Consider the following 26207-nt stretch of genomic DNA (forward strand, 5'->3'; position numbering starts at 1 on the left):
GCCGGTTGTGCACCTGCGTCGAAGGGAGCGGCTTCCATACTGCTTACAACCGCTTAGCCTTGCCTGCTTATGCAGTCTGGCGTCATCAGCTAATCGCGTACAAATCCGAGTATAGACAGGGTCTGCAACCCCGCAATGTGTAGGGGCAAATGAGCGAAAATGATCGGAGAAACTCAATAAACCCGGGTGCGGAATCGTTTTTCCGACGAACGATGGCTATTCGATATAACCCCCGCGCATAACCGTGAAATAATTATGACAAATGCGTCTTAGCCGCTCGTATAAACGAGCTAACTTATGCTGTCCCTATTCCTACACCTGCTTGACTGGAGCCTTCATGAACACCGCCGCATTGCGCGAGCAGATTTCCCGTGCCCATCAACACGAAGCCACAACGGGCCAGCTTGCCCTGCAACTGGAAAAACAATTGCCGGATCTGCATTCGGCCATTTCCCTTGCTGATGATGATCGCAACTTAGTCATGACCCGCTTCGTCACCGCTTACATCGATCTTGTCCCGGAGTTGCTCGAGGCCGCCAACGACGTGGCCCGCGAAGCCGGTATCGAAAGCCAGATCAAGCCTGTGCTGAAGATCGCCGAGCATTTTTTCCTGCAGCCGCCCGCCATGCTGGAAGGTCATGAAGGGCTCGACGGCCTGCTGGACGAAGCGTACCTGGCCCATCGTCTGGTGGAAGAGGTCAACGACTTGTATATCAAACACTTTGGCCAGCCTCTGATTCCGGCGGATACCACCGTGGCCAACGTGATTGCCCATCAGTTGATCGGCGAAACGTTCGCCAACCAACTGGATGAAGTCGTACACCATGCCGTGGATGAAATGCTCAACGAAGACAGCTTTGCGCTGGAATCCGTCGAAGCCTATCGCGAGCAGCTCAAAAGCCCGGAAACGGAAGCGGCGTGGAAGCGCTGGCCGTGCCTTTCCCGCCAGCTGGGGGTTGAACTGGCGCTGGATCGCCCGGCTTAAACTTTCAATCTGATGTGGGAGGGAGCCGGTCCTCTCCCACATGTTGATTCGACTCCGTCAGCCGATAGAGGGTGCCGAGCCGATCCCCGTCGTCATCCTGATGCGGCCTTCGAGCCTGCGTTTCAACCCTCGCGCTTCAATCACCAACTTCGACCCTTTGGCAGCATTGGCCCGCCCCCATTCTTCCAGCAACTCCAGACAGGAATGATCGATGTAACTCAGGTTATTGAGCGGCACATGCACAGTGGTGCCGGCCGGCACGGTCGACAGCACCTGGGTCAGCGCCGGCACTTTGAGAAATGTCGCCGCGCCGATCAAGCGCAACTCCATCTCACCGTCCTGAGGCAGATCAATCAGGCTCACCTTCAAGCGTGACGCCTTGAACGCGAGCTTGACCAGCGTCAGACCAAAACCCACCAGCACGCCGGTCAGCAAGTCGGTGAAGATGATCGCCAGTGCGGTCGCGGCATAGGTAAACATCGGCATCCGGCCATAACGTCCCAATGCCTTGAAGGCCTTGAGGTCAACCAGCTTGATCCCGGTGTACACCAGCACACCCGCCAGGCTCGCCACCGGAATGCTTTGCAGCACGCTCGACAGCAGCAGCACAAAACCCAGCAGCCACACGCCGTGAAACATGGCAGACAATCGCGTGGTAGCACCAGCCTGTACGTTGGCCGAACTGCGCACGATTACACCGGTCATCGGCAAGGCGCCCACCAGGCCGCACAGCATGTTGCCTACGCCTTGGGCGGACAATTCCTTGTCGAAATCGGAACGTTGACCACTGTGCATGCGATCCACAGCGGCCGCGGAGAGCAGGGTTTCGGCACTGGCAATAAACGCAACGGCAAACGCGGCGATCAGCAATTGTGGGTCGGCCAGGTTGAGCAGGTCGCTGGGGCGCAGCCAGTCGATCGCGTCGGCGAGGTTCTCGGGCACCTCAACCCGCTTGACCTGCAACGCCAGCACCAGGCTGGTGACCGTGGCCAGGCCGACACCGAGCAGGGCGCCCGGCACGAAGCGCAGCGACTGCGGGCGCAGCTTGTCCCACAGGTACATCACCAGCATCGTGGACAAGCCGAGCACTCCCGCCTGCCAGCCGAGGCCGCCGCCGAGGGTGGGGATAGCTTCGACCAGTGCGGCCGGGAAGCCCGCCAGGTTATCCAGCCCTGAAGGCTTGGGCGCGCCATCGAGCATCACATGAATCTGCGACAGCACAATCAGCACGCCAATGCCCGCCAGCATGCCGTAGACCACCGCCGGTGCCGTCACGCGGAACCAGCAGCCCAGACGCAAACGCCCGGCCGCCAGTTGCAGAAACCCCGCCAACAACAGGATCGGCCCCAGCATCAGCATGCCGTGCTGGCGCACCAACTCGAACACCAGCACCGCCAAACCCGCCGCCGGGCCGCTGACTTGCAGCGGCGACCCCGCCAGCCAGCCCACCACGAGGCCACCGATAATACCGGTGATCAGGCCCTTGGCCGGCGGCATGCCGGACGCAATGGCGATACCCATGCACAAGGGCAGGGCGACCAGAAACACAACCACCGAAGCAAGCAACTCCCGTGGCAATACAGCTTTCAATTGAGCAGCACGCATGATGGCTCTCCCGAGGCATTCGCCGGGCGCGGTAAAGCCTGGCTGCGTCCATGGCAGCCACCGCTTTACCCGGCAGGGAAGTGTTTTAGAAGCGCGCTTTAGGCGTCGCGCAAGGGATAGGTCCGGAACCGCTCAACGGTCGGAACGCCGATTCATCCGCATCGTAAGCGCGAATTTCGCTGGTCTCGATGTTGTAAATCCAGCCATGGATAAACAACTGACCGTTGGCCATGCGCGAAGCCACCGAAGGGTGGGTGCGCAAATGCTGCAACTGGGCGATGACGTTTTCTTCGGTCAGCACCTTCATGCTCTCGCCTTCATTGGCGCAGTCGCAGTTGTCATGAACCATGGCCTTGGCGACCTCGGCGTGCCGCAGCCAGGCCTTGACCGTCGGCATCTTCTCCAGGCTGTCGGGGTTGAGGACCGCGCGCATGGCGCCGCAATCGGAATGCCCGCAAACGATGATGTGTTGTACCCCGAGGGCGAGTACCGCGTACTCGATTGCCGTGGACACACCGCCGTTCATCTGCCCGTATGGGGGCACTACGTTACCGACGTTACGGGTAACGAACAGGTCGCCGGGCGAACTTTGAGTAATCAGTTCAGGGACGATGCGCGAGTCGGCGCAGGTAATAAACATCGCCCTCGGGCTCTGGGCCGTGGCGAGTTTCTTGAAGAGTTCTTCCTGCTGAGGGAAGACGTCGTGATGGAAATGCAAAAAACCGTCAACGATATGCTGCAGCGCTGCATCGGCGGATTCCGCCACCTGAGGGGCTGATGCCGACGCAGCCAACGGCTGTTTATCCTTATCACTCATGATTCATCCTCTTGATTAATGCAGGGGAGTTTTCAGCTCAGTTCGACGCCTGGATAGTGGAATAGTTGTAAAACGCCGCGGGCTCCAGGGCCGACTCATCAGTCACTCGCCGAACAAGGTAACCATCGAAACTTAACTCAAACTGAATGAACCGCTCTAGATCGCGGGTTTCAGTGATATCAAAACGCGACTATTCCTACAGTAGCGGTGCATTCTTCCCAGCCAGTCTACAACAATGCCATTTGTCTGCCCGGTGGGCAGAACGCCTCGCAATCCAGATTGAAGCCCTCCCGGCGATCCATACCCAGGCGCTTGATCGCTTTGCTGAAGCGCTGCGCCAGCAGGTCGGCAAACGGCCCTTCACCGCGCATGCGTACGCCAAATCGACTGTCATACACCTCACCGCCCCGCACCTGGCGCACCAGGCTCATCACATGGGCGGCGCGCTGCGGGTAATGCGCCGCCAGCCACTCCTCGAACAGCGGCGCCACCTCCAGCGGCAGGCGCAACATCATGTAGGCCGCGCTCTGGGCTCCGGCGGTATGGGCCTCGGCCAAAAGGCTTTCCAGTTCGCTGTCGTTGATCATCGGGATCATCGGCGAACACAGTACGCCCACCGGTATCCCCGCCTCACGCATCACTCGAATCGCCCGCAACCGCGCCTTGGGCGCCGCCGTGCGCGGCTCAAGGATGCGCTTGAGTTCGTCGTCCAGGCTGGTGAGGCTGATCATCACCGCCACCAGACGCTGGCGCGCCAGCTCGGTGAGCAGATCCAGGTCGCGCAGAATCAGCGAGCCCTTGGTGATGATGGTCACCGGGTGTCGGTAGCGCAGCAGCACCTCCAGGAGCTGGCGGGTGATGCGGTACTCGCGCTCAATGGGCTGGTAGGGATCGGTATTGGAACCCAGGTTGATCGGTGCGCACACGTAGCCGGGCTTGGACAGTTGCTGCTCCAGCACGTCAGCCGCGTTGCTCTTGGCGATCAGCTTGGTTTCGAAATCCAGCCCCGGGGACATGTCCCAATAGGCATGGCTGGGCCGCGCGTAGCAGTAGATGCAGCCGTGTTCGCAGCCGCGATAGGGGTTGATCGAACGGTCGAACGGCAAATCCGGCGAGTTATTACGGGTGATGATGGTCTTGGCCGTTTCAATGCGCACTTCAGTGCCTTGGGTCGGCGGCACTTCCTGGTGCCAGCCGTCGTCCTCGGCCACGCTGACCGTGGGCGCAAAGCGGTTGTGCAGGTTAGTGGCCGTGCCCCGGCCACGGGGTGGCAGCGCAGTGGACATAAGAACGCCTCGATACTGTTTTTATATACAGTATCGAGGCGCGAAGGATCTGACCAGTGCCGTTTGGCGGGTCAGCACACTGTCAGTGCTTTTGCGTCACTTGCCCCAGATCGTCACCCGAGGTGGTGCGCATGTCGTTTTTGCGCAGGTCCGCCACTTCACTGGCCTTTACCGGCGCTCCCTGGTTGCCCCAACTGCCACGGATAAAACTCACCACATCCGCCACTTCCTGATCCGAAAGACGCCAGGCGAACGCCGGCATGGTGAAGGTGGACGGCGCCGTGTGGGTGGCCGGCAAAGTGCCGCCGTTCAACACGATGTTGATCAGCGACGTCGCGTCCGCCGTCTGCAACACCGGGTTGCCCGCCAGCGCCGGGAACACCCGCGTATAACCATGCCCGTCGGTACGGTGGCACGCCGCGCAGTTGTCGATATACACCGAGGCGCCGCGCTGGCTGTCGTCGCCCTTCCACAGGGCTTGCGCCACCTGCTTGTCGTACTGGTGCGGCTGATCCTTGGGGTCCACCACCGGCAGACTCTTGAGGTACCGGGCGATAGCCGTCAGGTCGTCTTGCGACAGGTACTGCATGCTGTGCACTACCACATCGCTCATGCCGCCAAACACTGCGCTGCGGTCGCTGCGACCGGTCTTGAGAAATTGCACCAATTGTTCCTCGCTCCAACTACCGAGCCCGTCCTTGTGGTCACCGCGCAGGCTTTTGGCGATCCAGCCTTCCAACGGCGCACTGCCGGACAGAAACGCGCTGCCGTCCTGAGCACTCAGGGCTTTTTCCTGCATGGTCAGGGCGCGCGGCGTATGGCACGCGCCACAGTGGCCAAGGCCCTCCACCAGATAGGCGCCGCGACTGATCACCGGGTCGGCCCCCGCCTTGGCCTGGTAGTCCTCAACGGCCGGCGCAAACATCCAGCGCCACGCCGTCAACGGCCAGCGCATGCTCAACGGCCAGGGAATATCGCTGTCCTTGTTCTCCTGGGCGACCGGCTCGACGCCTTTCATGAAATACGCGTACAACGCCTGCATATCGCTTTCGCTGACACGAGCGTAAGACGGGTAGGGCATGGCTGGGTAAAGCGTACTACCGCTTTTGGCGACACCATGGCGCACGGCCTTGTCGAAGTCCTCGAAGCTGTAATCACCCAGGCCGGTCTTGTCCGGGGTGATGTTGGTGGAATAGATCACACCGATGGGGGTTTCCATCGGCAGGCCACCGGCGAAGGGTTTGCCGCCCTTGGCGGTGTGGCAGGCCACGCAGTCACCGGCACGAGCGAGGTATTCGCCCTGCTTGACCAGGTCGGTTTCTGCGGCGCTGATCGAGCAACTGCTGAGCAGCGCCAAGGTCGCGATAACGAATGTTTTCATGCTCATCGCTCCTTATGCCTGAACCAGCGGGCCGGGATTTTTCAGGTACTGCTCGCGAATCGCACGGGCCGACCAATAAGTCAGTGCCGCCACCAGGCCGGTAGGGTTGTAGCCCAAGCCTTGTGGGAAAGCGGATGCGCCCGGGACAAACACGTTGTGTACATCCCAGCATTGCAGGTAGCGGTTCAACGCACTGGTTTTCGGGTCGGTGCCCATGATCGCGCCACCGTTGAGGTGGGTGGTCTGGTAAGACGCAGTGTTGAAGTGCTCACCGACCTTCTTGCCCAACACGGCGATCGCCTTGGGGTTCATTGCCTGAGCGACCTTGCCCATCTTCTCGACCATGAAGCGGTTCATCTTGATGTCGTTTTCCTGCCAATCGAATGTCATCCGCAGCAATGGCAGGCCGTAGGCATCGCGGTAGACCGGGTCCAGATCCAGGTAATTACCCCGGTAGGATTGATGGGCGCCGTGGGCATCCATCGACACCTGATGGGTGTAGTAATCAGCGGTGGCGCGCTTCCAGGCACTGCCCCAGGCGGGCGTACCTGGAGGATTGGACGTGCCGGCGATCGGCCGGCTGCCGGCCTGGTTGACCCACATCGGCGAGCCGCCGACGAAACCGTGGGGGCCGTGGTCGAAGTTATCGGCGTTGAAGTCATCGATGGCCACACCGTTGCCGCCTGCACCGATGAAGTTATTGGTGTGCGTGTCTTTGTCGAAGAACGCCTTGATGGTGGCCATGTTCTGGTAAGCGAAATTCTTGCCCACCACGCCTTCGCCACTGATCGGGTCGTAAGGCTTGCCGATACCCGACAGCAGCATCAAGCGCACGTTGTGGAACTGGAACGCGCCAAGAATCACCAAGTCCGCCGGCTGCTCGCACTCGCGACCCTGGCCGTCGATGTAGGTCACGCCGGTGGCCTTGCTCTTGGTACTGTCGAGATTGACCTTGAGTACGTGGGAATTGGGCCTCAGTTCGAAATTCGGCACCTGCCGCAGCGCCGGCAGGATGTTTACGTTAGGCGACGCCTTGGAGTACATGTAGCAGACATAGCCACTGCAGAACCCGCAGAAATTGCACGGCCCCATCTGCGCCCCGTAGGGGTTTGTGTATGGCCCCGAAGTGTTGGCGGATGGCAGGTTGTAGGGTTTGTAACCCACCTCGGCAGCCGCCTTCTGAAACAGCTGTGCAGAGACGGTGTTTTTCTGCGACTCCAGCGGGAACGGGTTGGAGCGGTCCGGCGCATAAGGGTTACCGCCGCGGCCTTCACCCACCACTTGACCCTTGACGGTCCAGGCCTGGCCGGAGGTGCCGAAGACTTTCTCCGCGTAATCAAAGAACGGCTCCAGCTCTTCGTAACTGACGCCGAAGTCCTGGATAGTCATGTCCTTGGGAATGAAATGCTTGCCGTAGCGCTCTTCATAGTGGCTGCGCATGCGCAACTCGATCGGGTCGACACGGAAATGCACGCCGGACCAATGCAGGCCCGCTCCACCCACACCGTTGCCCGGCAGAAATGCGCCCAGCTGACGGTTGGGCAGGGCGACGTCATTCACGCTATGGCGAATGGTCACGGTCTCTTTGGAAATGTCCTGGAAGAGTTTTTTACGTACGCTGTAGGTCAGTTCGTCGATGACCTGGGGATAGTTGCCATCGGGGTAAGTGTCCTGCATCGGGCCGCGCTCCAGCGCAACCACGTTCAAACCCGCTTCCGTCAGCTCCTTGGCCATGATCGCGCCGGTCCAGCCAAAACCTACGATCACCGCATCGACTTTTTTCATGATGGTCGCCATGTTTATGCCCTCTCGCCGCGGATGGAAACTGCCGGGAAGGGGTATTGCTCGTTGCGTTCCACCCAATCCATGAAGTCGGCGCGCGCGCCGGGGAAGCCGATCAGGGTCCAGCCGACCATACCTTTATTGCCGCCGTGAATCGGGTCGCAGAAGAAACCTTCCTTGGTGTTTTGCAGCAACAGATTGAAGAACATCCTGGCCGGCACCGCCTCGAAATGGTCGGCCACTTCACCGCCGCCAGCTTCCAGGCGACGCAGCATGTCCTCCTGGGTAGCGCTGTCTTGAGCGGCAAAGACCTTGCCGTTGAACGCCTTGGACCATGCATCCGTCGCAGCAATGCCCAGGCGATAAATTTCCTTGGGCACCAGCTTGCTCTGCCAGCCCATCTCCGGTGCGGCATCGGCGTTGAACGGCCCCTGCATGTACCACAGCGCACCGCTGGCATAGGGCGTGTTCATCTGACGGTCGATGTACTCAGGCACACCCGCTTCAAGGGCGCCGGGGCCTTGGTCATCGGCAGGGATCAAGCGCGCGACTGCGGCGTGAATAAACGCCCATTCCTCAGCCGTGAAGTAGCTGGGTTCGTAGGCTTTTTCGCTAACTGCTGGCCTAGCCGGACTGGCCTGGACCGGTTCAGGCGTCGCCATCAGCATCGAACCACCCAAGCTGGTACTGGCAACCGTGACCACCGGGATCAAGGTCAAGGATTTGCGCAAAAAATCACGCCGGGGGTTGTCTTGATCTTGATCAGACATGGGTGCACCTCATCATGTGGTCACGGATTGATCAGCCGCTTCTAGCGAGCGGCTTGGGGAATATGAACAGCTATTGGATCCAACCTGTTCAGATAGATAGAACGCGGCTGTCATGAATAGTTACGAATGATAGCAGGCTAAGCATCAAGGGAATCGATTCAGCTCAGAAAACAGCGGCAGCGCTGCTCGCCGATCACGTTTCTTTGACGAACGCCTCACACGGCATTGACTCGACGTCACCCACTCTGACGACCACTCACCACCTCCTTTCGGTTACGTCGACCATGCTGAAACACCCCGTGTTACCTGCCCTGTGCCTGGCGCTCGTCAGTCTATTCGCCAATGTTTCTGTGCAGGCCGACGCAATCGTCACTTCCGTCCGGTCCCCCGAATGGGCCCAACCGATCGACGCTCACTACAACTTGCACCAGATGACGCCCACGCTCTACCGCAGCGGCTTGCCGGACAGCCGCGCGCTGCCTCTGCTGGAAAAACTGAACGTTGGCACCGTCATCAACTTCCTGCCCGAATCCGATGACAGCTGGCTCGCCGACTCCGATATCAAACAAGTGCAGCTGACGTATCGCACCAACCACGTAGACGATTCAGATGTATTGGCCGCATTGCGCGCAATCCGACAGGCAGAAGCCAATGGCTCGGTGTTGATGCACTGCAAGCACGGCTCGGACCGCACCGGCCTGATGGCGGCGATGTATCGGGTGGTGATTCAAGGGTGGAGCAAAGAGGATGCGCTGAACGAAATGACGTTGGGCGGGTTTGGCAGCAGTAATGGCTTCAAGGACGGTGTTCGCTACATGATGCGCGCCGATATCGACAAATTACGCACTGCCTTGGCCACCGGGGATTGCAGCACCAGCGCGTTTGCGCTGTGTTCGATGAAGCAATGGATTTCCACGACAGGCAGTGAGCAGAAGGAGTAGAAACGGATCAGGCAGCAGCGGTCCGGTTGAATGGACGCGCCGCCTGCTCTGGGTGTGCTCAGTCCTTTTTCAACTTCGGATTTGGAAAGAATTGCACCGCCTGCACCTTTGGGTCCGGCACTTTCAGCGCTGAGGTATTAACCCGCGTGCCCAATTCCTTGGGCACCGACAAGCCTTGGTCATTGAGCGTATCGGTGTAGCCGCAGGCCACGCATTCGCGATGGGGCACGCTGTCCTCGGTCCACATTTTCAACTTATCCGGCTCGCTGCACGCGGGGCACACGGCCCCGGCGATAAATTGCTTTTTGGTGATCACAGGCCCTTCGCTCATGCTGCTGCATCCTCACTCAGGCCGCTGTGACGCAACAGTGCGTCAATGGACGGCTCGCGGCCGCGGAAATCGACGAACAGCACCATCGGCGCCTGGGAACCGCCACGCGCCAGGATCGCATCGCGGAACGCACGGCCGGTTTCAGCATTGAGCACGCCTTCTTCTTCAAACTTGGAGAAGGCATCCGCCGACAGCACTTCGGCCCATTTGTAGCTGTAATAACCCGCTGCATAACCACCGGCGAAGATGTGCGCAAAGCTGTTGGGGAACCGGTTGTAGGCCGGCGGACGCATGACCGAAACCTCGTCACGTATGCCTTCAAGCACCTGGGCCACGCTGCGACCATCGCCATGAGTGGCATGCAATTCGAAGTCGAACAGCGAGAACTCCAGTTGCCGCACCATCATCAGGCCGGACTGGAAGTTCTTCGCCGCGAGCATCTTTTCCAGCAGGTCCTGGGGCAGTGGTTCGCCGGTTTCATAGTGGCCGGAGATCAGCGCCAGGCCTTCCGGCTCCCAGCACCAGTTCTCCATGAACTGGCTCGGCAACTCCACCGCATCCCACGCCACGCCGTTGATCCCGGAGACACCGGCGTGTTCGACACGGGTCAACAGGTGGTGCAGGCCGTGGCCGAATTCGTGGAACAGCGTGGTGACTTCATCATGGGTCAGCAGAGCAGGCTTGCCGCTGTCGGCCGGGGTGAAGTTGCACACCAGATTGGCCACCGGGCTTTGCAGCACGCCATCGACAGTGCGGCGACGGTCGCGCGCACCGTCCATCCAGGCACCGCCGCGCTTGTTGGCGCGGGCGTACAGGTCAAAGAAGAAGCGCCCGACGTGCTGGCCGTTTTCCTTGATTTCAAACAGGCGAACGTCCGGGTGCCAGGTGTCGAAGCCTTTTTGCTCGGCGATCTCGATGCCATACAGGCGCTGCACGATAGCGAACAGGCCGCTGAGCACCTTGTCGATCGGGAAGTAGGCGCGCAGGGCTTCCTGGGAAACGCTGTAGCGCTGCTCGCGCAGCTTTTCGCCGTAATACCCGCTGTCCCAGCTCTGCAAATCGGCGCAACCCTGTTCGGCGGCGTAGGCCTTGAGCTGCTCCAGATCCTGGGCTGCAAACGGCTTGCTGCGCTTGGCCAGGTCACGCAGGAAGCTCAGCACCTGGTCGCTGGACTCGGCCATTTTGGTGGCCAGGCTCAGTTCGGAGAACGAGGCGTAGCCCAGCAGGCTGGCCAGTTCCTGACGCAGATCCAGGATCTGTTCCATCACCGGGCCGTTATCGTTCTGGCCGGCATTCGGGCCCTGATCCGACGCACGGGTGCAGTAGGCAGCGTAAATTTCTTCACGCAGGGCGCGGTCCTGAGCGTAGGTCATCACCGCATAGTAGCTAGGGAATTCCAGGGTGATCAGCCAACCGTCGAGGCCCTTGGCCTGAGCGGCGGCGGCCATCTGCGCCTTGGCCGAGTCGGTCAGGCCAGCGAGGGTGGCTTCATCGGTGACGTGCTTGGTCCAGGCCTGGGTAGCGTCGAGCAATTGGTTGGAAAACTTGCTGCCCAGCTCGGAGAGTTTGCTTTGCACTTCGGCATAACGTTTTTGCTGCTCGGGCGGCAGATCGATACCCGACAGGCGGAAGTCGCGCAGGGAGTGTTCCAGGATGGTTTTTTGCGCCACATCGAAGCCTGCGGCTTCCGGGCTGTTGGCCAAGGCTTCGAAGGCCTGGAACAACTCGCGGTTCTGGCCCATTTCAGTGGAATAAGCACTCAATGCCGGCAGGCACGCCTCGTAGGCTTCGCGCAGTTCGGCGCTGTTGCACACGGCGTTGAGGTGGCTCACCGGGCTCCAGGCTGCGCCCAGGCGGTCATTGAGTTCATCCATAGCCAGGACCAGGCCTGCCCATGTCGGATTTTTCCCTTGGCTTTGCAGGATGCCTTCGATGGCAACGCGGTTGTCGGCGAGGATCTGTTCGATGGCCGGCTGAACGTGCTCGGCACGGATCGCCGAGAACGGCGGCAGGTCGTAGGGCTGCAGAAGAGGGTTGTTCGCGCTCACGGTGGGCACCTTGGCTGGAGAAACATGTAAGAACAAAGATGGGGCCATCTTAATTACAATCAATGCCCACCGCAGCTATCAGCAGAAGAGAGAGAAGCTATCGTGACCCTTCGCACCTATCAGAACCACACGCCAACCCTGGGCGCCGGGGCTTTTGTCGATATGTCGGCGGTGGTGATCGGCGATGTCGAAATCGGCCCCGACAGCTCCGTATGGCCGCTGACGGTGATTCGCGGCGACATGCACCGCATCCGTATCGGCGCGCGCACCAGCATCCAGGATGGCTGCGTGCTGCACATCACCCACGCCGGGCCCTTCAACCCCGACGGTTTTCCGCTGCTGATCGGCGACGATGTGACCATCGCCCACAAGGTCATGCTGCATGGCTGTACGGTTGGCAGCCGTATTCTGATCGGCATGGGCAGCATCGTGATGGACGGCGCGGTGGTGGAAGATGACGTGATCATCGGCGCCGGCAGCCTGGTGCCGCCGGGCAAGACGCTGGAGAGCGGTTTTTTGTATGTCGGCAGCCCGGTCAAACAAGTCCGTGCGCTGACTGACAAGGAACGCGCCTTTTTCACCTACAGCGCGGCGAACTACGTGAAGCTCAAAGACCTGCACCTGGCTGAAGGATTCGACCGATGAGCCTGCATTACTCCACCGTGCTGTTCGACCTGGACGGCACCCTCACCGACCCGCGCGAAGGCATCACCCGTTCGATCCAGTACGCCCTCGCCAAGTTGGGTATCGATGAACCGGACCTGACCCGGCTGGAACATTTCATCGGTCCGCCGTTACTGCAAGCCTTTATGCAGTTCTATGACTTCGATGAAGCCAGAGCCTGGGACGCGGTGAATTACTATCGCGAACGCTTCAAGGTTACCGGGCTGTATGAAAACCGCGTATTTGACGGCGTGATGCCATTGCTGGAGGCACTCAACCAGCAAGGGCGTCAGTTGTACATCGCCACCTCCAAGCCGTGGGAATTTGCCCGGGAAATTGCCCGTCATTTCGACTTTGCCAAGCATTTCAAGGTGATTTACGGCAGCGAACTGGACGGCACGCGCACCGATAAAGTCGAGCTGCTTGCGCACCTGATGAAAGAAGAGGGCCTGGACCCGGCCAGCACCTTGATGATCGGCGATCGCAAGCACGACCTGATCGGCGCCCGCAGCAATGGGCTGGATTCGGCGGCGGTGGGGTATGGTTTTGGCAGCTTTGAAGAATTGAATGCCGAAGCGCCGACCTGGCATTTCGAGACATTGGCCGCGATGCACCGGGCGTTTTTGCAGCGGCCTTAAAAATCGTCATCGGGGGCAAGCTGTGCAGCCTAAAAAGGTGGGACGGGGCTTGCCCCCGATGAGGCCCTACAGACCCACACCCTCCAACTGCCTCAACGCAGCCTTACGCTGCACCACCGGCAACTCGCCCAACTTTTCCACCGCGGCGTAGAACTTCACCCAATCCCCCTGTTGCTGCGCAAACAACGCCGCAAACGCCGGCACCCATTGGTCATACAGCCCGAACGGCAACAGCCTTGCGTTGTTCATAGGTTGGTTGACCCAGGCGTCATAGCGTTTGTCACCGGCCCATTGGGTGTCGCGCAGTTGCCGGTAGTCGCGGCGCAATTGCTCGAACTGCGCCGCTTTGGCCTGACGCATCACGTCCGGGGCCAGAGGCTGCGCGTAGAGTTTTTCCAGGCGGTGACGGGTGTCCAGGATCAAGCGGATAAACTGGTCACGTTGCTGCGCCTGTGCATCGCTGAGCGGTGCCAGGCTGCGCGCAGCCCGCCACTGGCGGGTGCCTTCCTGCTCGACAAAGGTGGCAAACGACTCGTTGAACTCAGTGTCGTCTTTCACATAGAAACGCTGGTGAGCGAGCTCATGAAAAATCAACGTGGCCAGCCGCTCGTCGCCCCAGTTCATCATCGAATTCATGATCGGGTCATCGAACCATCCTAAAGTGGAATACGCCTCCACGCCGCCGATTGCCACGTCCATGCCCTGTAACTTCAACACCGCCGCCTCGCCACGCGCCGCGCCCTGGTTGTAATAGCCGCGATAGGCCACACAGCCGGCGATGGGAAAGCAATGGTTTTGAGGCGTCAGAGAAAATTCCTGCGTGGCGAAGACATTCCAGACCACATAGGGACGGCCGATGTCTGCGTACAACCGGTAACTCAGGTTGTCAGGCAGGTGCAGGTGTTCGCTGGCGAAGGTGCGCGCTTTTTGTGCTTGCACCAGGTGGTCGCGCAGTACCTGCGGGCGCGTCGGGTCACTGATTACCTGAGCCACCGGCTCGCGGGCACGTAATAACTGCCATTGGCCGCTCGCCAATTGGCTGTAGTAACTGACGCTGGAGCACCCGCCGAGCAGCACGGCCAACCCACCTGTAAGTAAACGCCTGATCATGTTCCGACTGCTCCTGGATACCCTGTGCGCCAGACTGGCGTGCCGCGCGGGAATTTTCCACGTCCAGAGGTGTTTATACTCAAACGTCCCCCTGCATTGAGACTTTGCCATGCGCCTGTTCTTAGTTGCCGTTGTTGCCTTGCTCTCGAGTGCCTGCACAACGACACCGGTACCGCCCGCCGACCCGCATCAGGCATGGGTCGATTTCATCACCCCCACACCAGGCGCCAAACTGTTGATGGCACAGCGTCTGGACGGCAAGAATCTCGAAGACGGACGCTACTTCCAGATACCAACCGGCGCCCACGAGCTGATGGTGCGCTTTGACTTTGAGGTACCGGCGGGTGGCGGGCTGGGAGGGCTCAGCCAGATGCAATATCGAACCTGCTTCATGACGTTGCAGTACGACCACTTCCAGGCTGGCCAACGCTATGTGCTGGAAGGCCGCTCGCTGGCCTTTACGCCCAACATCCGACTGTATGACTCCGCCCGCCAGTTGCTGGCAGAGGAACGCAGTGTGAACTGCCTCTGATCAGTCGTTGTTCTTCTGGTAGATGATGCGCTTGGTGCCGTTTTCGCACGAGCCAACAATCATGGCACTGTCGTGGTTCTTGGCTTCTTCGGCGGTGATGATTTCCAGGGTGTAGGACGGAATCGCCTTGGCCTGGATATTCACTTCGATCTCTTTCCTGAGCTCTTCACAATCTTTTGGAGCGGCCACGGCCGATGTGGCCAACACACCGCAGATGATCGCCAAGGCAAAACGTTTCATGGTTGAAGCTCCCTGAATGCATTGCGCACGAGTGTGCGCCTAGGCTGCATAGGGTATAGGACCACAGGTGCGAAACGGGAGTTCTTATTTAACGCAGCACAAAGTGGGGGAGCAGGCTTGCCCCTCCCACCTTGGACCTGTTGTGTCAGTTAACCAGCGTGCCATCCAGAGTGATGGTTGCATTCAGAACCTTGGACACCGGGCACCCTTCCTTGGCCTTTTTGCTCAATTCATCGAATTGCGCCTGGCTGGCGCCTGGGATCTTGGCTTTGAGCGTCAGGTGTACGGCGGTGATCGCAAAACCCCCTTCGACCTGATCCAGCGTCACGTCGGCCTGGGTGTCGATGCTGTCGGCCTTGAGGCCCGCATCGCCCAGAATCATGGAAAACGCCATGGAGAAACAGCCCGCATGGGCCGCACCGATCAGCTCTTCCGGGTTGGTGCCCTTGCCGCCCTCGAAACGGGCCTTGAAGCCGTAGGGCGCTTCGCGCAGCACACCGGTTTCGGTGGAGATGGAGCCCACACCAGTCTTCAGATCACCTTCCCAATGCGCGGATGCCTTTTTAACAATACTCATAGCTTTCTCCTCGAACGGTGGTTTTGCTTCAGTAAGGTTCTGAGGATAGATGCTCGGGCAAAGTTCATCTTGTAAGAGAAACCCAGCAGTTTAGTAGGAAATTTCAGGCCAGCTATTGAATCTCGGGTATATGCCCTCATTGCATGGAGGATGCACATGAAGCGGCAGGTTTTGGTTCGTCTTAAAAGCCTGCGCCCTCAATTGGAGAAGCAGGCTTATGAAATCGCTGTCCGACGTTAAGTTTTCCGCCCTCGACCTGGTGCCCGTACGCGCCAATGGTAGCCCGGCACAATCGCTGCGCAATTCCCTGGACCTGGCTCAGCATGTGGAAAAGTTCGGCTACAACCGTTTCTGGGTAGCCGAACACCACAATATGGACGGCATCGCCAGCTCGGCCACTTCGGTGTTGCTGGGGTATCTGGCCGGTGGCACCTCGACGATTCGTGTCGGTTCCGGCGGTGTGATGCTGCCCAATCACGCGCCGCTGGTAATCGCCGAGCAATTCGGCACCCTCGAAAGCCTGTACCCGGGCCGCATTGACCTGGGCCTGGGTCGCGCCCCCGGTTCCGACCAGATGACCGCCCGCGCCCTGCGCCGTGAGCGCTCCGGCAGCGCTGACGATTTCCCCGAGGACGTGGCCGAACTGATGGCCTACCTGGGCCCGCGCACCCCCGACCAACGGGTTATCGCCGTCCCCGGCACCGGTACCAACGTGCCTGTCTGGCTGCTGGGTTCGAGCCTGTTCAGCGCGCAACTGGCCGGCGAGCGTGGTTTGCCCTACGCCTTCGCCTCCCATTTCGCACCCCGTTTAATGCACGAAGCGATTCGCGTGTACCGCAATCACTTCAAGCCTTCGGCTGTGTTGGACAAACCCTACGTGATGCTGGGCATTCCGCTGGTGGCGGCCGATACCGACGAACAGGCCGATTACCTGGCGACCTCCGTCTACCAGCGCATTCTCGCGCTGATGCGCGGCCAAAGTCTGGTGCAGCGCCCACCGGTGAAAAGCATGGATGGCCTATGGCTGCCCCATGAAAAGGACGCGGTCGGCAGCTTCCTCGGCCTGGCCATGGTCGGCAGCCCGGCGAAGATTCGCGCCAAGCTCGAGGTGCTGATCGAACAGACCGGCGCGGATGAGTTGATCTTCACCTGCGACCTGTACGAGCACGCGGACCGGATTCATTCCTACGAGTTGCTGGCGCAGCTGATGAAGGGCTGACCTAACCCCAGTCGAAAAAAAACCGACGCACCCGCGTCGGTTTTTCATGTCTGCAACACGGGGTTAACCGCGTTTGTAGACGATTTCCTTGGTGCCGCCCTCGCAAGTGCCGACCACTTTGGCGTCGGTAGAAGCGCCTTTGTCGACGACTTCCAGCGAATAGCCCGAAGCCCCTTTGGCGTCGATTTTCGCCGCAATTTCACTTTTGAGGTCTTCACACGACTTGCCCGCCGCCAGGGCGGTACCTGCCAGGCTCAACAAACCTACGGCTAACAGAAGCTTCTTCATCCGTTACTTCCTTGCGCTGATCCAATAGAACGTGCCGACGCATTGGCATCGGCACCCGAACGTTGTAGCGCAGGTTATGGCAATCGGCCAGTCAGCAAGTTCAACTCACAGGATCAACTGCTGGCAATTCGGAATCCCACCTTCAGAGTGACCTGATAGTGGGCGACCTTGCCATCTTCGATATGACCGCGCGTTTCAGTCACTTCAAACCATTCCAGGTGCTTGAGGCTTTTGCTGGCCTCGGCCAATGCGTTCTGGATCGCATCCTCGATAGTGGTGGTGGACGAACCTACCAGTTCAACTTTTTTGTAAGTGTGGTGATCGGTCATGGGGTTTCTCCTGAGGGATGTTTAAGAAGCCTAGCAGTCAATATCCGTACTGCTTCAGGCGACCGTTCCTACCTGAAAGTTCAGATTTACTGCACTTTCTGAAAACCCAGCAGTCGGTATCTACACACGCCACTCAATCACTTCAGGAGAATCCACATGGCTAACACTTCTTTACGCAAAGCGTCGCTGGAAAGCATGGAAGCCGAGATTTCGAGCCTGCTCAAGTCCCTTGAAAGCCTCAAGGACGATGCGTCGGATGAGTCGCGCAAAACCTTGAAGGCCCTGAAAAGCAATGCCGAGAATGCGCTCAAGCACTCCCGTCATCTGATCACCGATGCCTATGAAGAAAGCAAAGTGAAATTGCGCGAAACCGGCGTGGCAACTCGCGATTACGCGCAAGAGCACCCTTGGACCACTGCCGGCGTTGCCGTTGGCGCGCTGGGTCTGCTGGCGGCTTACTTGCTGTGCAAGCGCGGTGACTGAATCGGTTGGCGCGACAGCTCTGTCTTGAGCCATTGCGCCAGCTGCCGGGCGCGCCCATCCGCGGCGCGCTTGGGTAGCCACAATGCCAGGTGCGCCGGGGTTTCGCTGAACCCCCAAGGCGCCACCAGGCGACCGGCCAGCAGATCTTGCGCCACCAGCGGCTGCGGCGCGATCGCCACCCCCAGCCCGGCCACAGCCGCCTCCAGCAAATAATACAAATGCTCGAACCCTTGCCCGTGCTTCAACGCATTCGGTGCGATGCCGTATTGCTGCGCCCAACTGGGCCACGCCTGGGGCCGTGACGTGGTGTGCAGCAGCGCTTCACCGCACAACGCCGACGCAGGCGCCTGACGCAGACGCTCATAACCGCTGAATCGCGGGCTCATGACCGGGCCGATACGCTCACTGGCCAACTCGTATACCTGCATATCGGCCGGCCACGGCGGTTCGGCGAACACCAGCAACGCATCCAACCCCGGACGACGCGGGTCCAGATCACCATCACCCGCCGACAAGTGCAGGCGCAGGTCCGGCAAGTCAGCGTTCAGGCGGCCAAGGCGCGGAATCAACCAGCGTGCCAGTAAACTGCCCGAACAGCCGAGTACGAAGGGGGCGTCGGCGCCGGTCTGGGTGAGTTCCGCACACACGTCTCTCAAACGCTCGAACGCTTCGCCGCTGGCATCGCGCAGCCGCACGCCCGCATCTGTGAGTTTAAGGCCACGCCCCTCCTTGACGAACAGGCTGACGCCCAAGTGTTCTTCGAGCACCTTCAATTGGCGACTGACTGCCCCGTGGGTCACATGCAGCTGTTCAGCGGCCTGGCTGACGCTGTTGAGGCGCGCGGTGGCTTCAAACGCGCGCAGGGCGTTGAGGGGAGGAAGGTCTCGGCTCATCTGTGAGTTTTCCTGACAGGTCGCAGCGATCTTATCGGTTTTCAGCCGCGAATGTGAGGGGTAGAGTGGCCCACATTGCTTCCCACACGAATTCTTTCCTGGAGCGTCCCATGACTCAGTCCCAGACCGATCTACGCAACGGCCCAGACGCCAGCGGCCTGTTTGGCGCGTTCGGCGGCCGCTACGTCGCTGAAACCCTGATGCCGTTGATCCTCGACCTGGCCCGCGAATACGAAGCGGCCAAGATTGATCCGGCGTTCAACGAGGAATTGGCCTACTTCCAGCGCGACTACGTTGGTCGCCCAAGCCCGCTGTATTTTGCCGAACGTCTGACCGAATACTGCGGCGGCGCCAAGATCTACCTCAAGCGCGAAGAGCTGAACCACACCGGCGCGCACAAAATCAATAACTGCATCGGTCAGATCCTGCTGGCGCGACGCATGGGCAAAAAACGCATCATCGCCGAGACCGGCGCCGGCATGCACGGCGTGGCCACCGCCACGGTAGCCGCGCGTTTCGGCCTGCAATGCGTGATTTACATGGGCACCACCGACATCGAGCGCCAGCAGGCCAACGTGTTCCGCATGAAGCTATTGGGCGCCGAAGTGATTCCGGTGGTTGCCGGCACCGGCACCCTCAAAGACGCCATGAACGAAGCCCTGCGCGACTGGGTCACCAACGTCGACAGCACTTTCTACCTGATCGGCACCGTAGCGGGTCCACACCCATACCCTGCAATGGTCCGCGACTTCCAGGCCGTGATCGGCAAGGAGACGCGCACGCAACTGCAAGCCCAGGAAGGCCGACTGCCGGACAGCCTGGTGGCGTGCATCGGCGGCGGCTCCAACGCCATGGGCCTGTTCCACCCGTTCCTGGACGACAAGAGCGTGGACATCATCGGCGTCGAAGCGGCCGGCCACGGCATCGAGACCGGCAAGCACGCCGCCAGCCTCAACGGCGGCGTACCCGGCGTACTTCACGGCAACCGCACCTTCCTGTTGCAGGACGACGATGGCCAGATCATCGACGCCCACTCGATTTCCGCCGGCCTGGACTACCCCGGCATCGGCCCGGAACACGCCTGGTTGCATGACATCGGCCGCGTCCAATACACCTCGGTGACCGACGACGAAGCCCTCGACGCCTTCCACAAATGCTGCCGCCTGGAAGGGATTATTCCTGCACTGGAAAGCGCCCATGCCTTGGCCGAAGTGTTCAAACGCGCACCGACCTTGCCGAAAGATCACCTGATGGTGGTTAACCTGTCCGGCCGTGGCGATAAAGACATGCAGACCGTGATGCATCACATGGAACAGTCCCAGCAGGAGAAACACTGAATGAGCCGCCTGCAAACCCGCTTTGCGCAACTCAAGGAACAAAACCGCGCCGCCCTGGTGACCTTCGTCACTGCCGGCGACCCGGGTTATGACACCTCGCTGGCGATCCTCAAAGGGTTGCCCGGCGCCGGCGCCGATGTGATCGAACTGGGCATGCCCTTCACCGACCCGATGGCGGACGGGCCGGCCATTCAGCTGGCCAACATCCGCGCGCTGGAGGCCAAGCAGAACCTGGCGAAAACCCTGCAGATGGTGCGTGAGTTCCGCAAGGACAACGACGAAACACCGTTGGTATTGATGGGCTATTTCAACCCGATCCACAAATACGGCGTGCCTGCGTTCATCGCCGATGCCAAGAACGCCGGGGTAGACGGCCTGATTGTGGTAGACATGCCACCTGAGCATAACCGCGAGCTGTGCGACCCGGCGCAGGCCGCAGGCATCGACTTCATCCGCCTGACCACACCGACCACCGATGACGTACGCCTGCCGACCGTGCTCAACGGCAGCTCCGGTTTTGTGTATTACGTGTCGGTGGCCGGCGTGACCGGCGCCGGCGCCGCCACCCTGGAACATGTCGAAGAAGCCGTGACACGCCTGCGCCGCCATACCGACCTGCCGATCAGCATCGGTTTCGGCATTCGCACACCGGAACAGGCCGCCGCCATCGCCCGGTTGGCGGACGGTGTGGTGGTGGGCTCGGCGTTGATCGATCACATCGCCACCGCCGGCAGCGACCGGCAGGCGATCGATGGTGTGCTCAGCCACTGCGCAGCGTTGTCGGAAGGTGTACGTAACGCTCGTAAGTAAAGGCCTCAGGCTCCCGACTGATCTAGGCTAGGCTGAAGGTGGGCATTGCGCCCCACCTTCAACGCACTTCGTGCCTATTGCTGTCTAACCACCTCTGCAAGCCCCGCCGTTCTTGCGCTGTCGGTCGTTAAGTTAGTTGCATCAGAAGTCATTATCGTCTCCCACGGAGCACATCATGGCATTTGATCTCGTCCCGCCTTCAGACCCCCGTCATGCCGCCTTGCAGAAGGGTTTCAACCTGCGCTGGCCGCTGGGCAACGTCCAGGGCCAATCCTCGCCCAATGGCGCCAACCTTATCTACCTGTGCCACAACCCGCAGGACATCATCGACGCCGCCGCGCAAGCCTTGGCCATGCCCAATGGCCGCATCACGGTGCGAAGTGGCGGTCATTGTTATGAAGGGTTTGTCGCTAACGTGATGCCCGGAGTGCCGCACGAGAGCCTGTCGATCCTGGATATCGGGCAAATGAACCAAGTCGCCTACGACCCGTCCGGACAGATAGGGTCAATGCTGGTGCCGGGCTCACCTCGTCGCTACAGCGTCCGCCTGGAACCCGGTTGCCAGAACTGGGACACCACCGTCGCACTTTATAAGAGGGCAAATAAAACCCTGCCAAGCGGCTCCTGCTATTCGGTGGGGCTTGGCGGGCATATCTGCGGCGGCGGTTATGGGTTGCTGTCGCGCAAACACGGGCTGGTCTGCGACTGGCTGGACGGCGTTGACCTGTTGGTGGCCAACGTCGGTGGAACGGGCCTTGTGCCTGTGCATGTGTCCCGGGACAGCACCGATAGCGCTGAGCTGGACCTGTTCGCCGCTTGCTGCGGTGCCGGAGGTGGGCAGTTCGGCATTATTACCAGTTATTACTTCAAGGCCCTGCCACCGGCGCCCACGCAGGTGCTTTGGCTGGCATTGGAATGGGATTGGGCGCAACTGACCCGTCCGGCTTTGGAGCGCCTGCTGCGGGCCTATCAAAAATGGTTCGCGGACAATCAGGCAAACCCCAATACCTGGGGCCTGTCGACCAAGCTGGAGATGCGCCACCTCAATACCGGCAACGTGACGTTGGGTATTCACTATGTCGACAAGAACGGTCAACTCGATGACCGGGCGCCCTTCGACGACTTCGTGCTCAGCCTACTGACCGCCGTGGGCGTGAGCCCGAGGCAGTCGCTGGTGCCGTTCCACGTGGTGCATCAACCGCGCGATGGGCAAAGGGGGCGCCGCATTACTTCTCTGCAGGATGCCCGAAAAGCGGCGCGGCAACTGGACTGGCTGTACGCCACCCAATCGCTCAACGGCTCCGGTGACAATCAACGCGGTCGCTATAAATCGGCGTATCAGAAAGGCGAATTCACCCAGCGCGTGCTGGATGCGATCTGGGCCACGCTGAACTGGCCGGACCCTGAGCAGCAGTTGACCCAGAGCCTGATCCAGATCCAATCGTTCGGCGGGCGCATCAACGAGATGGAAGGCCCGATCCTGGCGCAGACATCCGCCGCTCAGCGCTCCTCGTACCTCAAGTGGCAGCCGCAATGTTACTGGCACACGGCGGACGACGGGGCGGACCAGGCCCACGCCGACTGGATCCGTGGGCTTTTCAACGCGGCATTCACCAACGGCGTGCCGGACGATCCGGAGTTCGAGGGCTGCTACATCAACTACCCGGATCTGGACATGACCTATCTCGGCGGCGATCCGGCGAATGGCAAGAACCCCTCGTGGTATGGGATCTTCTTCCCCAACACCATCATCGAGAGCCGCCTGCGCCGAACCAAGCAGCGATGGGACCCGTTGAATGTGTTCCGCAATGAAATGTCGGTGCCGCCCGCGTAACAACGGGCGAGTCTGACGACTGTGACTGTGGCGAGGGAGTTGCTCCCTCGCCACTGCGATGACTGGCCTACAGCTCGATGCGCTCGACCTTTCCCACCAGCAGCACGTAGGACAACGCCCCCAACAACGCCAGCACTGCGATGTAAGTGATCGCCGGCGCAAACGAATCACCGCTGGCGAGGAAGCCGATAACGATTGGCGTGGTAATCGCCGCCAGGTTGCCGATGAAGTTGAACACCCCACCGGTCAGGCCCAGCAACCGCGCCGGGGCGAGGGTGGAGACCAGCGACCAGGTGATCGAAGCCAGCCCATTGCCGAAGAACGCCACAGCCAGGAAGGCGATGACCAGCGGGGTCGATTCGACGAAGTTGGCGCCGATGATCGCCGTGGAGATCAGCAGCCCGCTGATGATCGGCAACTTGCGCGCAAAGCCCACGCTTGCGCCGCGACGGATCAGCCAGTCGGAAAACAGCCCGGAACACAGTACTCCGACGAATGCCGCGAGAAACGGCAGCGACGCGAGCATGCCGGACTTGATGAAGTCCATGCCGCGGTACTTCACCAGATACGTCGGGAACCAGGTCAGGAAGAACCACAGCGTGGAGTTCAGGCAGAACTGCCCCAGGTAAATCCCCCACAATTTGCGTTTGCTCAGGACAATCCCCAGGTCGACCCAGCTGAACGGCGCCTTGGTCTTGGCCGCTTGGGTGCTGAGGTCCACCAGCCCGCCGCCGTCGCGGATCAGGTCGATTTCGGCCTGGTTGATGCCTTTGAAATCACGTGGTTCGCGGTACACCGCGTACCAGATCGCCGCCCACAGGATGCCGACGCCACCGGTGACCACAAACACCATGTGCCAGCCATAGTGGTGCTGCAGCCAGGCCAGCACCGGCGTCAGAAACGCCAGCCCGACGAATTGACCGGAGGTGTAGAAGCCGATCGCGGTGGCGCGTTCACGCTCGGGAAACCAGCTGGTGACCACGCGACTGTTGATCGGGTAGGCCGGCGCTTCCAGCGCACCGACCGCCATGCGCAGGACAAACAGGGCGATGAAGCTGGCGGCAAAGCCGAGCATGACGGTTGCAATGGACCACAGCAGCAGGGCCACGGTATAGAGGATGCGCGGCGGCACCCGATCCACCAGCCAGCCGCCGGGGATCTGCATGGCGGCGTAGGTCCAGCCGAACGCCGAGAAAATCAGGCCGACATGCACCGGGTCAATGCCCAGGTCACTGGTCAGGGCGGGGGCCGCAATCGACAGGTTGCTGCGGTCCAGGTAATTGATCACCACGGTGATAAACAGCAGCACCATGATGAAGTAGCGCTTTCGGCTGGGCGTGACTAAAGGAGCCTGCCCGGTCAAGGATTCAGGTTGCATGGGGGAAGTCTCTTCTTATGTTTATTGAGGACAAGTCTTACTGAAGAAATCGATTTGATATGGGAGGGGCTTGCCCCCTCCCAGATTTTTTACCGGGTGTCTTCAGATGAGCATCACCACTCGGCGAAACTGCCGTCGGCGTGGCGCCAGATCGGGTTGCGCCAGCGGTGGCCGATGGCAGCGCGTTCGATCACGTACTCTTCGTTGATCTCAATGCCCAGGCCCGGCCCGTTGGGGATCTTGACGAAGCCCTGGTCATAGTCGAACACGCCGGGGTCGCGCACGTAGTCGAGCAGGTCGTTGCTCTCGTTGTAATGGATGCCCAGGCTCTGCTCCTGGATAAACGCGTTGTAGCAAACCGCATCCAGCTGCAGGCACGCCGCCAGCGCGATCGGGCCCAGCGGGCAGTGCAGGGCCAGGGCCACGTCATAGGCTTCGGCCATGTTGGCGATCTTGCGCGTTTCGGTGATGCCGCCCGCGTGGGACGCGTCGGGCTGGATGATGTCGACATAGCCTTCGCTCAGCACACGCTTGAAGTCCCAACGCGAGAACAGGCGCTCGCCCAGGGCGATCGGGGTGCTGGTCAGCGGCGCCAGTTCCTTGAGCGCTTCGTAGTTTTCGCTGAGCACCGGCTCTTCGATGAACATCAGCTTGTACGGGTCCAGCTCCTTCATCAGCACCTTGGCCATTGGCTTGTGCACGCGGCCATGGAAGTCGACGCCAATGCCGACGTTGGGGCCGACCGCATCACGCACGGCGGCGACGTTGGCCAGGGCCAGGTCGACCTTTTCAAAGCTGTCGAGGAATTGCAGTTCTTCGGTGCCGTTCATTTTTACCGCAGTGAAGCCGCGGGCCACGGCGTCTTTGGCGGCGCGGGCGGTGTCGGCGGGGCGGTCGCCGCCGATCCACGAGTACACGCGGATCTTGTCGCGCACCTGGCCTCCCAGCAAGTCGCTGACGGACACGCCGAGGGCCTTGCCCTTGATGTCCCACAGGGCCTGGTCGATACCGGCCAGCGCACTCATGTGCACCGCGCCGCCACGATAGAAGCCGCCGCGATAGAGCACAGTCCAGATATCTTCGATGTTGCGCGGGTCTTTGCCGATCAGGTAGTCGGACAATTCTTCGACGGCGGCGGCCACGGTATGGGCGCGGCCTTCGACCACGGGTTCACCCCAGCCGGTCACGCCCTGGTCGGTTTCGATTTTCAGGAAGCACCAGCGAGGCGGGACGATAAAGGTCGTCAGTTTGGTGATTTTCATCTGTTATCTCTCTTGTAGATGCAGCGCCAGGGGCGCGGAACTTGAACTCAGCTCAGGGCTTTCCAGGCGGCGACATAAGCCTGGGCGCGGCTCGCTACCTGATCCACGGTCATACCCGGTTTGAACAACCCGGAACCCAGCCCGAACCCTTTGGCGCCGGCGTCGGTGAACACCTGCATGTTGTCCGGGGTAATACCGCCCACCGGCAGCAGCAACGTGCCCGCCGGCAATACCGCCAGCCACGCCTTGATCACCGCCGGGCTCATTTGCTCGGCCGGGAACAGCTTCAAGACGTCGGCGCCTTCGCCCAGTGCGGCAAAGGCTTCGGTGGGCGTGGCCACGCCCGGCGACAGGTACAGGCCAGCCGCCTTGGCAGCGCGCAAGACCTTGGCATCGCTGTGGGGCATGACGATCACCTGGCCACCGGCGGCCTTTACCTGCTCCACCTGCTCGGGCGTCAGCACGGTGCCGGCGCCGATCAGGCAATCGGCGGGCAGGCTGTCGCGCAGGGTGCGGATGCTGGTGTAGGGGTCCGGTGAATTGAGCGGAACTTCGATCACGCGAAAACCGGCGTCGTACAGCACCTGGCCGACCGCCTGGGCTTCGTCCGGGCGCAGGCCGCGCAGAATTGCGATCAGACCGTTTTGTGCGAGTGCTTGCTTGAGCAT

General features: G+C 60.6%; 27 protein-coding genes. 10 read left to right on the forward strand and 17 right to left on the reverse strand.

Going from position 1 to position 26207, the window contains the following annotated elements:
* Positions 1-337: 337 nt before the first annotated feature.
* Positions 338-985, forward strand: coding sequence for a hypothetical protein (locus G7025_RS06120; protein ID WP_181077438.1), 648 nt, complete (start codon positions 338-340; stop codon positions 983-985).
* A 57-nt stretch (positions 986-1042) separates the two neighbouring features.
* On the opposite strand, the gene G7025_RS06125 is transcribed toward G7025_RS06120, so the two are convergent.
* The 6 genes from G7025_RS06125 to G7025_RS06150 all read right to left on the reverse strand — a co-directional run bounded on the left by G7025_RS06125 (position 1043) and on the right by G7025_RS06150 (position 8626).
* Complete coding sequence (locus G7025_RS06125; protein ID WP_181077440.1) at positions 1043-2590, reverse strand: SulP family inorganic anion transporter; 1548 nt, start codon at positions 2588-2590, stop codon at positions 1043-1045.
* A gap of 85 nt (positions 2591-2675) precedes the next feature.
* Complete coding sequence (locus G7025_RS06130; RefSeq protein ID WP_181077441.1) at positions 2676-3407, reverse strand: carbonic anhydrase; 732 nt, start codon at positions 3405-3407, stop codon at positions 2676-2678.
* A gap of 227 nt (positions 3408-3634) precedes the next feature.
* Complete coding sequence (locus tag G7025_RS06135; protein ID WP_181077443.1) at positions 3635-4693, reverse strand: PA0069 family radical SAM protein; 1059 nt, start codon at positions 4691-4693, stop codon at positions 3635-3637.
* Between the two features lie 82 nt (positions 4694-4775).
* A complete protein-coding gene (locus G7025_RS06140) occupies positions 4776-6074 on the reverse strand; it encodes a cytochrome c (protein ID WP_181077444.1) in 1299 nt (432 codons plus the stop codon).
* Positions 6075-6086: 12 nt separating this feature from the next.
* On the reverse strand, positions 6087-7871 hold the full coding sequence (locus G7025_RS06145) for a GMC family oxidoreductase (protein WP_181077446.1): 1785 nt from the start codon (positions 7869-7871) through the stop codon (positions 6087-6089).
* 2 nt (positions 7872-7873) lie between these two features.
* Positions 7874-8626: a gluconate 2-dehydrogenase subunit 3 family protein gene (locus G7025_RS06150; protein ID WP_181077447.1), complete on the reverse strand. Its 753-nt coding sequence runs from the start codon at positions 8624-8626 to the stop codon at positions 7874-7876.
* Between the two features lie 284 nt (positions 8627-8910).
* Here G7025_RS06150 and G7025_RS06155 point away from each other — a divergent pair, with 284 nt between their 5' ends.
* On the forward strand, positions 8911-9567 hold the full coding sequence (locus G7025_RS06155) for a tyrosine-protein phosphatase (protein WP_181077449.1): 657 nt from the start codon (positions 8911-8913) through the stop codon (positions 9565-9567).
* A gap of 58 nt (positions 9568-9625) precedes the next feature.
* On the opposite strand, the gene G7025_RS06160 is transcribed toward G7025_RS06155, so the two are convergent.
* The gene (locus G7025_RS06160; RefSeq protein WP_181077450.1) at positions 9626-9898 is read right to left on the reverse strand and encodes a YheV family putative zinc ribbon protein; all 273 of its coding nucleotides are present in this window, start codon (positions 9896-9898) and stop codon (positions 9626-9628) included.
* Positions 9895-11946, reverse strand: coding sequence for an oligopeptidase A (gene prlC, locus G7025_RS06165; RefSeq protein ID WP_267165232.1), 2052 nt, complete (start codon positions 11944-11946; stop codon positions 9895-9897). The genes G7025_RS06160 and prlC overlap by 4 nt, the downstream gene beginning before the upstream one ends.
* Positions 11947-12048: 102 nt before the next feature.
* Here prlC and G7025_RS06170 point away from each other — a divergent pair, with 102 nt between their 5' ends.
* Together G7025_RS06170 and G7025_RS06175 are read left to right on the forward strand one after the other, a co-directional pair.
* The gene (locus G7025_RS06170; RefSeq protein ID WP_181077452.1) at positions 12049-12591 is read left to right on the forward strand and encodes a gamma carbonic anhydrase family protein; all 543 of its coding nucleotides are present in this window, start codon (positions 12049-12051) and stop codon (positions 12589-12591) included.
* Entirely contained in the window at positions 12588-13247 is a 660-nt protein-coding gene (locus tag G7025_RS06175) for an HAD family hydrolase (RefSeq protein WP_181077453.1), read from the forward strand. Before G7025_RS06170 ends, G7025_RS06175 begins: the two co-directional genes overlap by 4 nt.
* Positions 13248-13313: 66 nt before the next feature.
* Here G7025_RS06175 and G7025_RS06180 read toward each other — a convergent pair whose 3' ends face one another.
* Positions 13314-14357: an aminopeptidase gene (locus G7025_RS06180; RefSeq protein ID WP_181077454.1), complete on the reverse strand. Its 1044-nt coding sequence runs from the start codon at positions 14355-14357 to the stop codon at positions 13314-13316.
* Positions 14358-14466: 109 nt separating this feature from the next.
* On the opposite strand from G7025_RS06180, the gene G7025_RS06185 reads away from it, so the two are divergent.
* A complete protein-coding gene (locus G7025_RS06185; protein ID WP_181077455.1) occupies positions 14467-14889 on the forward strand; it encodes a PA0061/PA0062 family lipoprotein in 423 nt (140 codons plus the stop codon).
* Here G7025_RS06185 and G7025_RS06190 read toward each other — a convergent pair whose 3' ends face one another.
* Both G7025_RS06190 and G7025_RS06195 read right to left on the reverse strand, forming a co-directional pair.
* Positions 14890-15129 (reverse strand): DUF1161 domain-containing protein, encoded by a 240-nt coding sequence (locus G7025_RS06190; RefSeq protein ID WP_003233678.1) that lies wholly within the window; start codon positions 15127-15129, stop codon positions 14890-14892. It lies immediately after the preceding gene.
* A gap of 145 nt (positions 15130-15274) precedes the next feature.
* The gene (locus tag G7025_RS06195; protein ID WP_181077456.1) at positions 15275-15706 is read right to left on the reverse strand and encodes an OsmC family protein; all 432 of its coding nucleotides are present in this window, start codon (positions 15704-15706) and stop codon (positions 15275-15277) included.
* 217 nt (positions 15707-15923) lie between these two features.
* Between G7025_RS06195 and G7025_RS06200 the strand changes: the two genes are divergently transcribed.
* A complete protein-coding gene (locus G7025_RS06200; protein ID WP_181077457.1) occupies positions 15924-16925 on the forward strand; it encodes an LLM class flavin-dependent oxidoreductase in 1002 nt (333 codons plus the stop codon).
* Positions 16926-16988: 63 nt separating this feature from the next.
* On the opposite strand, the gene G7025_RS06205 is transcribed toward G7025_RS06200, so the two are convergent.
* Both G7025_RS06205 and G7025_RS06210 read right to left on the reverse strand, forming a co-directional pair.
* Positions 16989-17213 carry a DUF1161 domain-containing protein gene (locus tag G7025_RS06205; RefSeq protein ID WP_181077459.1) on the reverse strand — a complete coding sequence of 75 codons (225 nt, stop codon included), beginning with the start codon at positions 17211-17213 and terminating at the stop codon, positions 16989-16991.
* A gap of 113 nt (positions 17214-17326) precedes the next feature.
* Positions 17327-17542: a dodecin gene (locus G7025_RS06210; RefSeq protein ID WP_076952195.1), complete on the reverse strand. Its 216-nt coding sequence runs from the start codon at positions 17540-17542 to the stop codon at positions 17327-17329.
* A gap of 156 nt (positions 17543-17698) precedes the next feature.
* On the opposite strand from G7025_RS06210, the gene G7025_RS06215 reads away from it, so the two are divergent.
* Positions 17699-18025, forward strand: a complete 327-nt coding sequence (locus G7025_RS06215) for a DUF883 family protein (RefSeq protein WP_034101663.1) — start codon at positions 17699-17701, stop codon at positions 18023-18025.
* Here the strand turns inward: G7025_RS06215 and G7025_RS06220 are convergent.
* A complete protein-coding gene (locus G7025_RS06220) occupies positions 17998-18918 on the reverse strand; it encodes a LysR family transcriptional regulator (RefSeq protein WP_181077461.1) in 921 nt (306 codons plus the stop codon). The genes G7025_RS06215 and G7025_RS06220 overlap by 28 nt on opposite strands.
* Before the next feature lie 110 nt (positions 18919-19028).
* Between G7025_RS06220 and trpB the strand changes: the two genes are divergently transcribed.
* The 3 genes from trpB (at position 19029) to G7025_RS06235 (ending at position 22899) form a co-directional block, all read left to right on the forward strand.
* Positions 19029-20255 (forward strand): tryptophan synthase subunit beta, encoded by a 1227-nt coding sequence (gene trpB / locus G7025_RS06225; protein WP_181077462.1) that lies wholly within the window; start codon positions 19029-19031, stop codon positions 20253-20255.
* Positions 20256-21065, forward strand: a complete 810-nt coding sequence (gene trpA, locus G7025_RS06230) for a tryptophan synthase subunit alpha (RefSeq protein ID WP_181077464.1) — start codon at positions 20256-20258, stop codon at positions 21063-21065.
* Positions 21066-21240: 175 nt separating this feature from the next.
* Positions 21241-22899, forward strand: coding sequence for an FAD-dependent oxidoreductase (locus G7025_RS06235; RefSeq protein ID WP_181077465.1), 1659 nt, complete (start codon positions 21241-21243; stop codon positions 22897-22899).
* 67 nt (positions 22900-22966) lie between these two features.
* On the opposite strand, the gene G7025_RS06240 is transcribed toward G7025_RS06235, so the two are convergent.
* From G7025_RS06240 to G7025_RS06250, 3 genes are all read right to left on the reverse strand, one after another.
* Entirely contained in the window at positions 22967-24277 is a 1311-nt protein-coding gene (locus G7025_RS06240; protein ID WP_181077467.1) for an MFS transporter, read from the reverse strand.
* Between the two features lie 113 nt (positions 24278-24390).
* Positions 24391-25539 carry a galactonate dehydratase gene (gene dgoD, locus G7025_RS06245; protein ID WP_181077468.1) on the reverse strand — a complete coding sequence of 383 codons (1149 nt, stop codon included), beginning with the start codon at positions 25537-25539 and terminating at the stop codon, positions 24391-24393.
* A gap of 47 nt (positions 25540-25586) precedes the next feature.
* Complete coding sequence (locus G7025_RS06250) at positions 25587-26207, reverse strand: 2-dehydro-3-deoxy-6-phosphogalactonate aldolase (protein WP_181077470.1); 621 nt, start codon at positions 26205-26207, stop codon at positions 25587-25589.

This window comes from Pseudomonas lurida (assembly GCF_013522705.1).
GTDB lineage: Bacteria > Pseudomonadota > Gammaproteobacteria > Pseudomonadales > Pseudomonadaceae > Aquipseudomonas > Aquipseudomonas quebecensis.

Bases quoted from the DNA above. Each gene is read 5' to 3' on its own strand.
- G7025_RS06120 (WP_181077438.1), top strand. From the start codon at position 338: ATGAACACCGCCGCATTGCGCGAGCAGATTTCCCGTGCCCATCAACAC.
- G7025_RS06125 (WP_181077440.1), bottom strand. From the start codon at position 2,590: ATGCGTGCTGCTCAATTGAAAGCTGTATTGCCACGGGAGTTGCTTGCT.
- G7025_RS06130 (WP_181077441.1), bottom strand. From the start codon at position 3,407: ATGAGTGATAAGGATAAACAGCCGTTGGCTGCGTCGGCATCAGCCCCT.
- G7025_RS06135 (WP_181077443.1), bottom strand. From the start codon at position 4,693: ATGTCCACTGCGCTGCCACCCCGTGGCCGGGGCACGGCCACTAACCTG.
- G7025_RS06140 (WP_181077444.1), bottom strand. From the start codon at position 6,074: ATGAAAACATTCGTTATCGCGACCTTGGCGCTGCTCAGCAGTTGCTCG.
- G7025_RS06145 (WP_181077446.1), bottom strand. From the start codon at position 7,871: ATGGCGACCATCATGAAAAAAGTCGATGCGGTGATCGTAGGTTTTGGC.
- G7025_RS06150 (WP_181077447.1), bottom strand. From the start codon at position 8,626: ATGTCTGATCAAGATCAAGACAACCCCCGGCGTGATTTTTTGCGCAAA.
- G7025_RS06155 (WP_181077449.1), top strand. From the start codon at position 8,911: ATGCTGAAACACCCCGTGTTACCTGCCCTGTGCCTGGCGCTCGTCAGT.
- G7025_RS06160 (WP_181077450.1), bottom strand. From the start codon at position 9,898: ATGAGCGAAGGGCCTGTGATCACCAAAAAGCAATTTATCGCCGGGGCC.
- G7025_RS06175 (WP_181077453.1), top strand. From the start codon at position 12,588: ATGAGCCTGCATTACTCCACCGTGCTGTTCGACCTGGACGGCACCCTC.
- G7025_RS06180 (WP_181077454.1), bottom strand. From the start codon at position 14,357: ATGATCAGGCGTTTACTTACAGGTGGGTTGGCCGTGCTGCTCGGCGGG.
- G7025_RS06185 (WP_181077455.1), top strand. From the start codon at position 14,467: ATGCGCCTGTTCTTAGTTGCCGTTGTTGCCTTGCTCTCGAGTGCCTGC.
- G7025_RS06190 (WP_003233678.1), bottom strand. From the start codon at position 15,129: ATGAAACGTTTTGCCTTGGCGATCATCTGCGGTGTGTTGGCCACATCG.
- G7025_RS06195 (WP_181077456.1), bottom strand. From the start codon at position 15,706: ATGAGTATTGTTAAAAAGGCATCCGCGCATTGGGAAGGTGATCTGAAG.
- G7025_RS06200 (WP_181077457.1), top strand. From the start codon at position 15,924: ATGAAATCGCTGTCCGACGTTAAGTTTTCCGCCCTCGACCTGGTGCCC.
- G7025_RS06205 (WP_181077459.1), bottom strand. From the start codon at position 17,213: ATGAAGAAGCTTCTGTTAGCCGTAGGTTTGTTGAGCCTGGCAGGTACC.
- G7025_RS06210 (WP_076952195.1), bottom strand. From the start codon at position 17,542: ATGACCGATCACCACACTTACAAAAAAGTTGAACTGGTAGGTTCGTCC.
- G7025_RS06215 (WP_034101663.1), top strand. From the start codon at position 17,699: ATGGCTAACACTTCTTTACGCAAAGCGTCGCTGGAAAGCATGGAAGCC.
- G7025_RS06220 (WP_181077461.1), bottom strand. From the start codon at position 18,918: ATGAGCCGAGACCTTCCTCCCCTCAACGCCCTGCGCGCGTTTGAAGCC.
- trpB (WP_181077462.1), top strand. From the start codon at position 19,029: ATGACTCAGTCCCAGACCGATCTACGCAACGGCCCAGACGCCAGCGGC.
- trpA (WP_181077464.1), top strand. From the start codon at position 20,256: ATGAGCCGCCTGCAAACCCGCTTTGCGCAACTCAAGGAACAAAACCGC.
- G7025_RS06235 (WP_181077465.1), top strand. From the start codon at position 21,241: ATGGCATTTGATCTCGTCCCGCCTTCAGACCCCCGTCATGCCGCCTTG.
- G7025_RS06240 (WP_181077467.1), bottom strand. From the start codon at position 24,277: ATGCAACCTGAATCCTTGACCGGGCAGGCTCCTTTAGTCACGCCCAGC.
- dgoD (WP_181077468.1), bottom strand. From the start codon at position 25,539: ATGAAAATCACCAAACTGACGACCTTTATCGTCCCGCCTCGCTGGTGC.
- G7025_RS06250 (WP_181077470.1), bottom strand. From the start codon at position 26,207: ATGCTCAAGCAAGCACTCGCACAAAACGGTCTGATCGCAATTCTGCGC.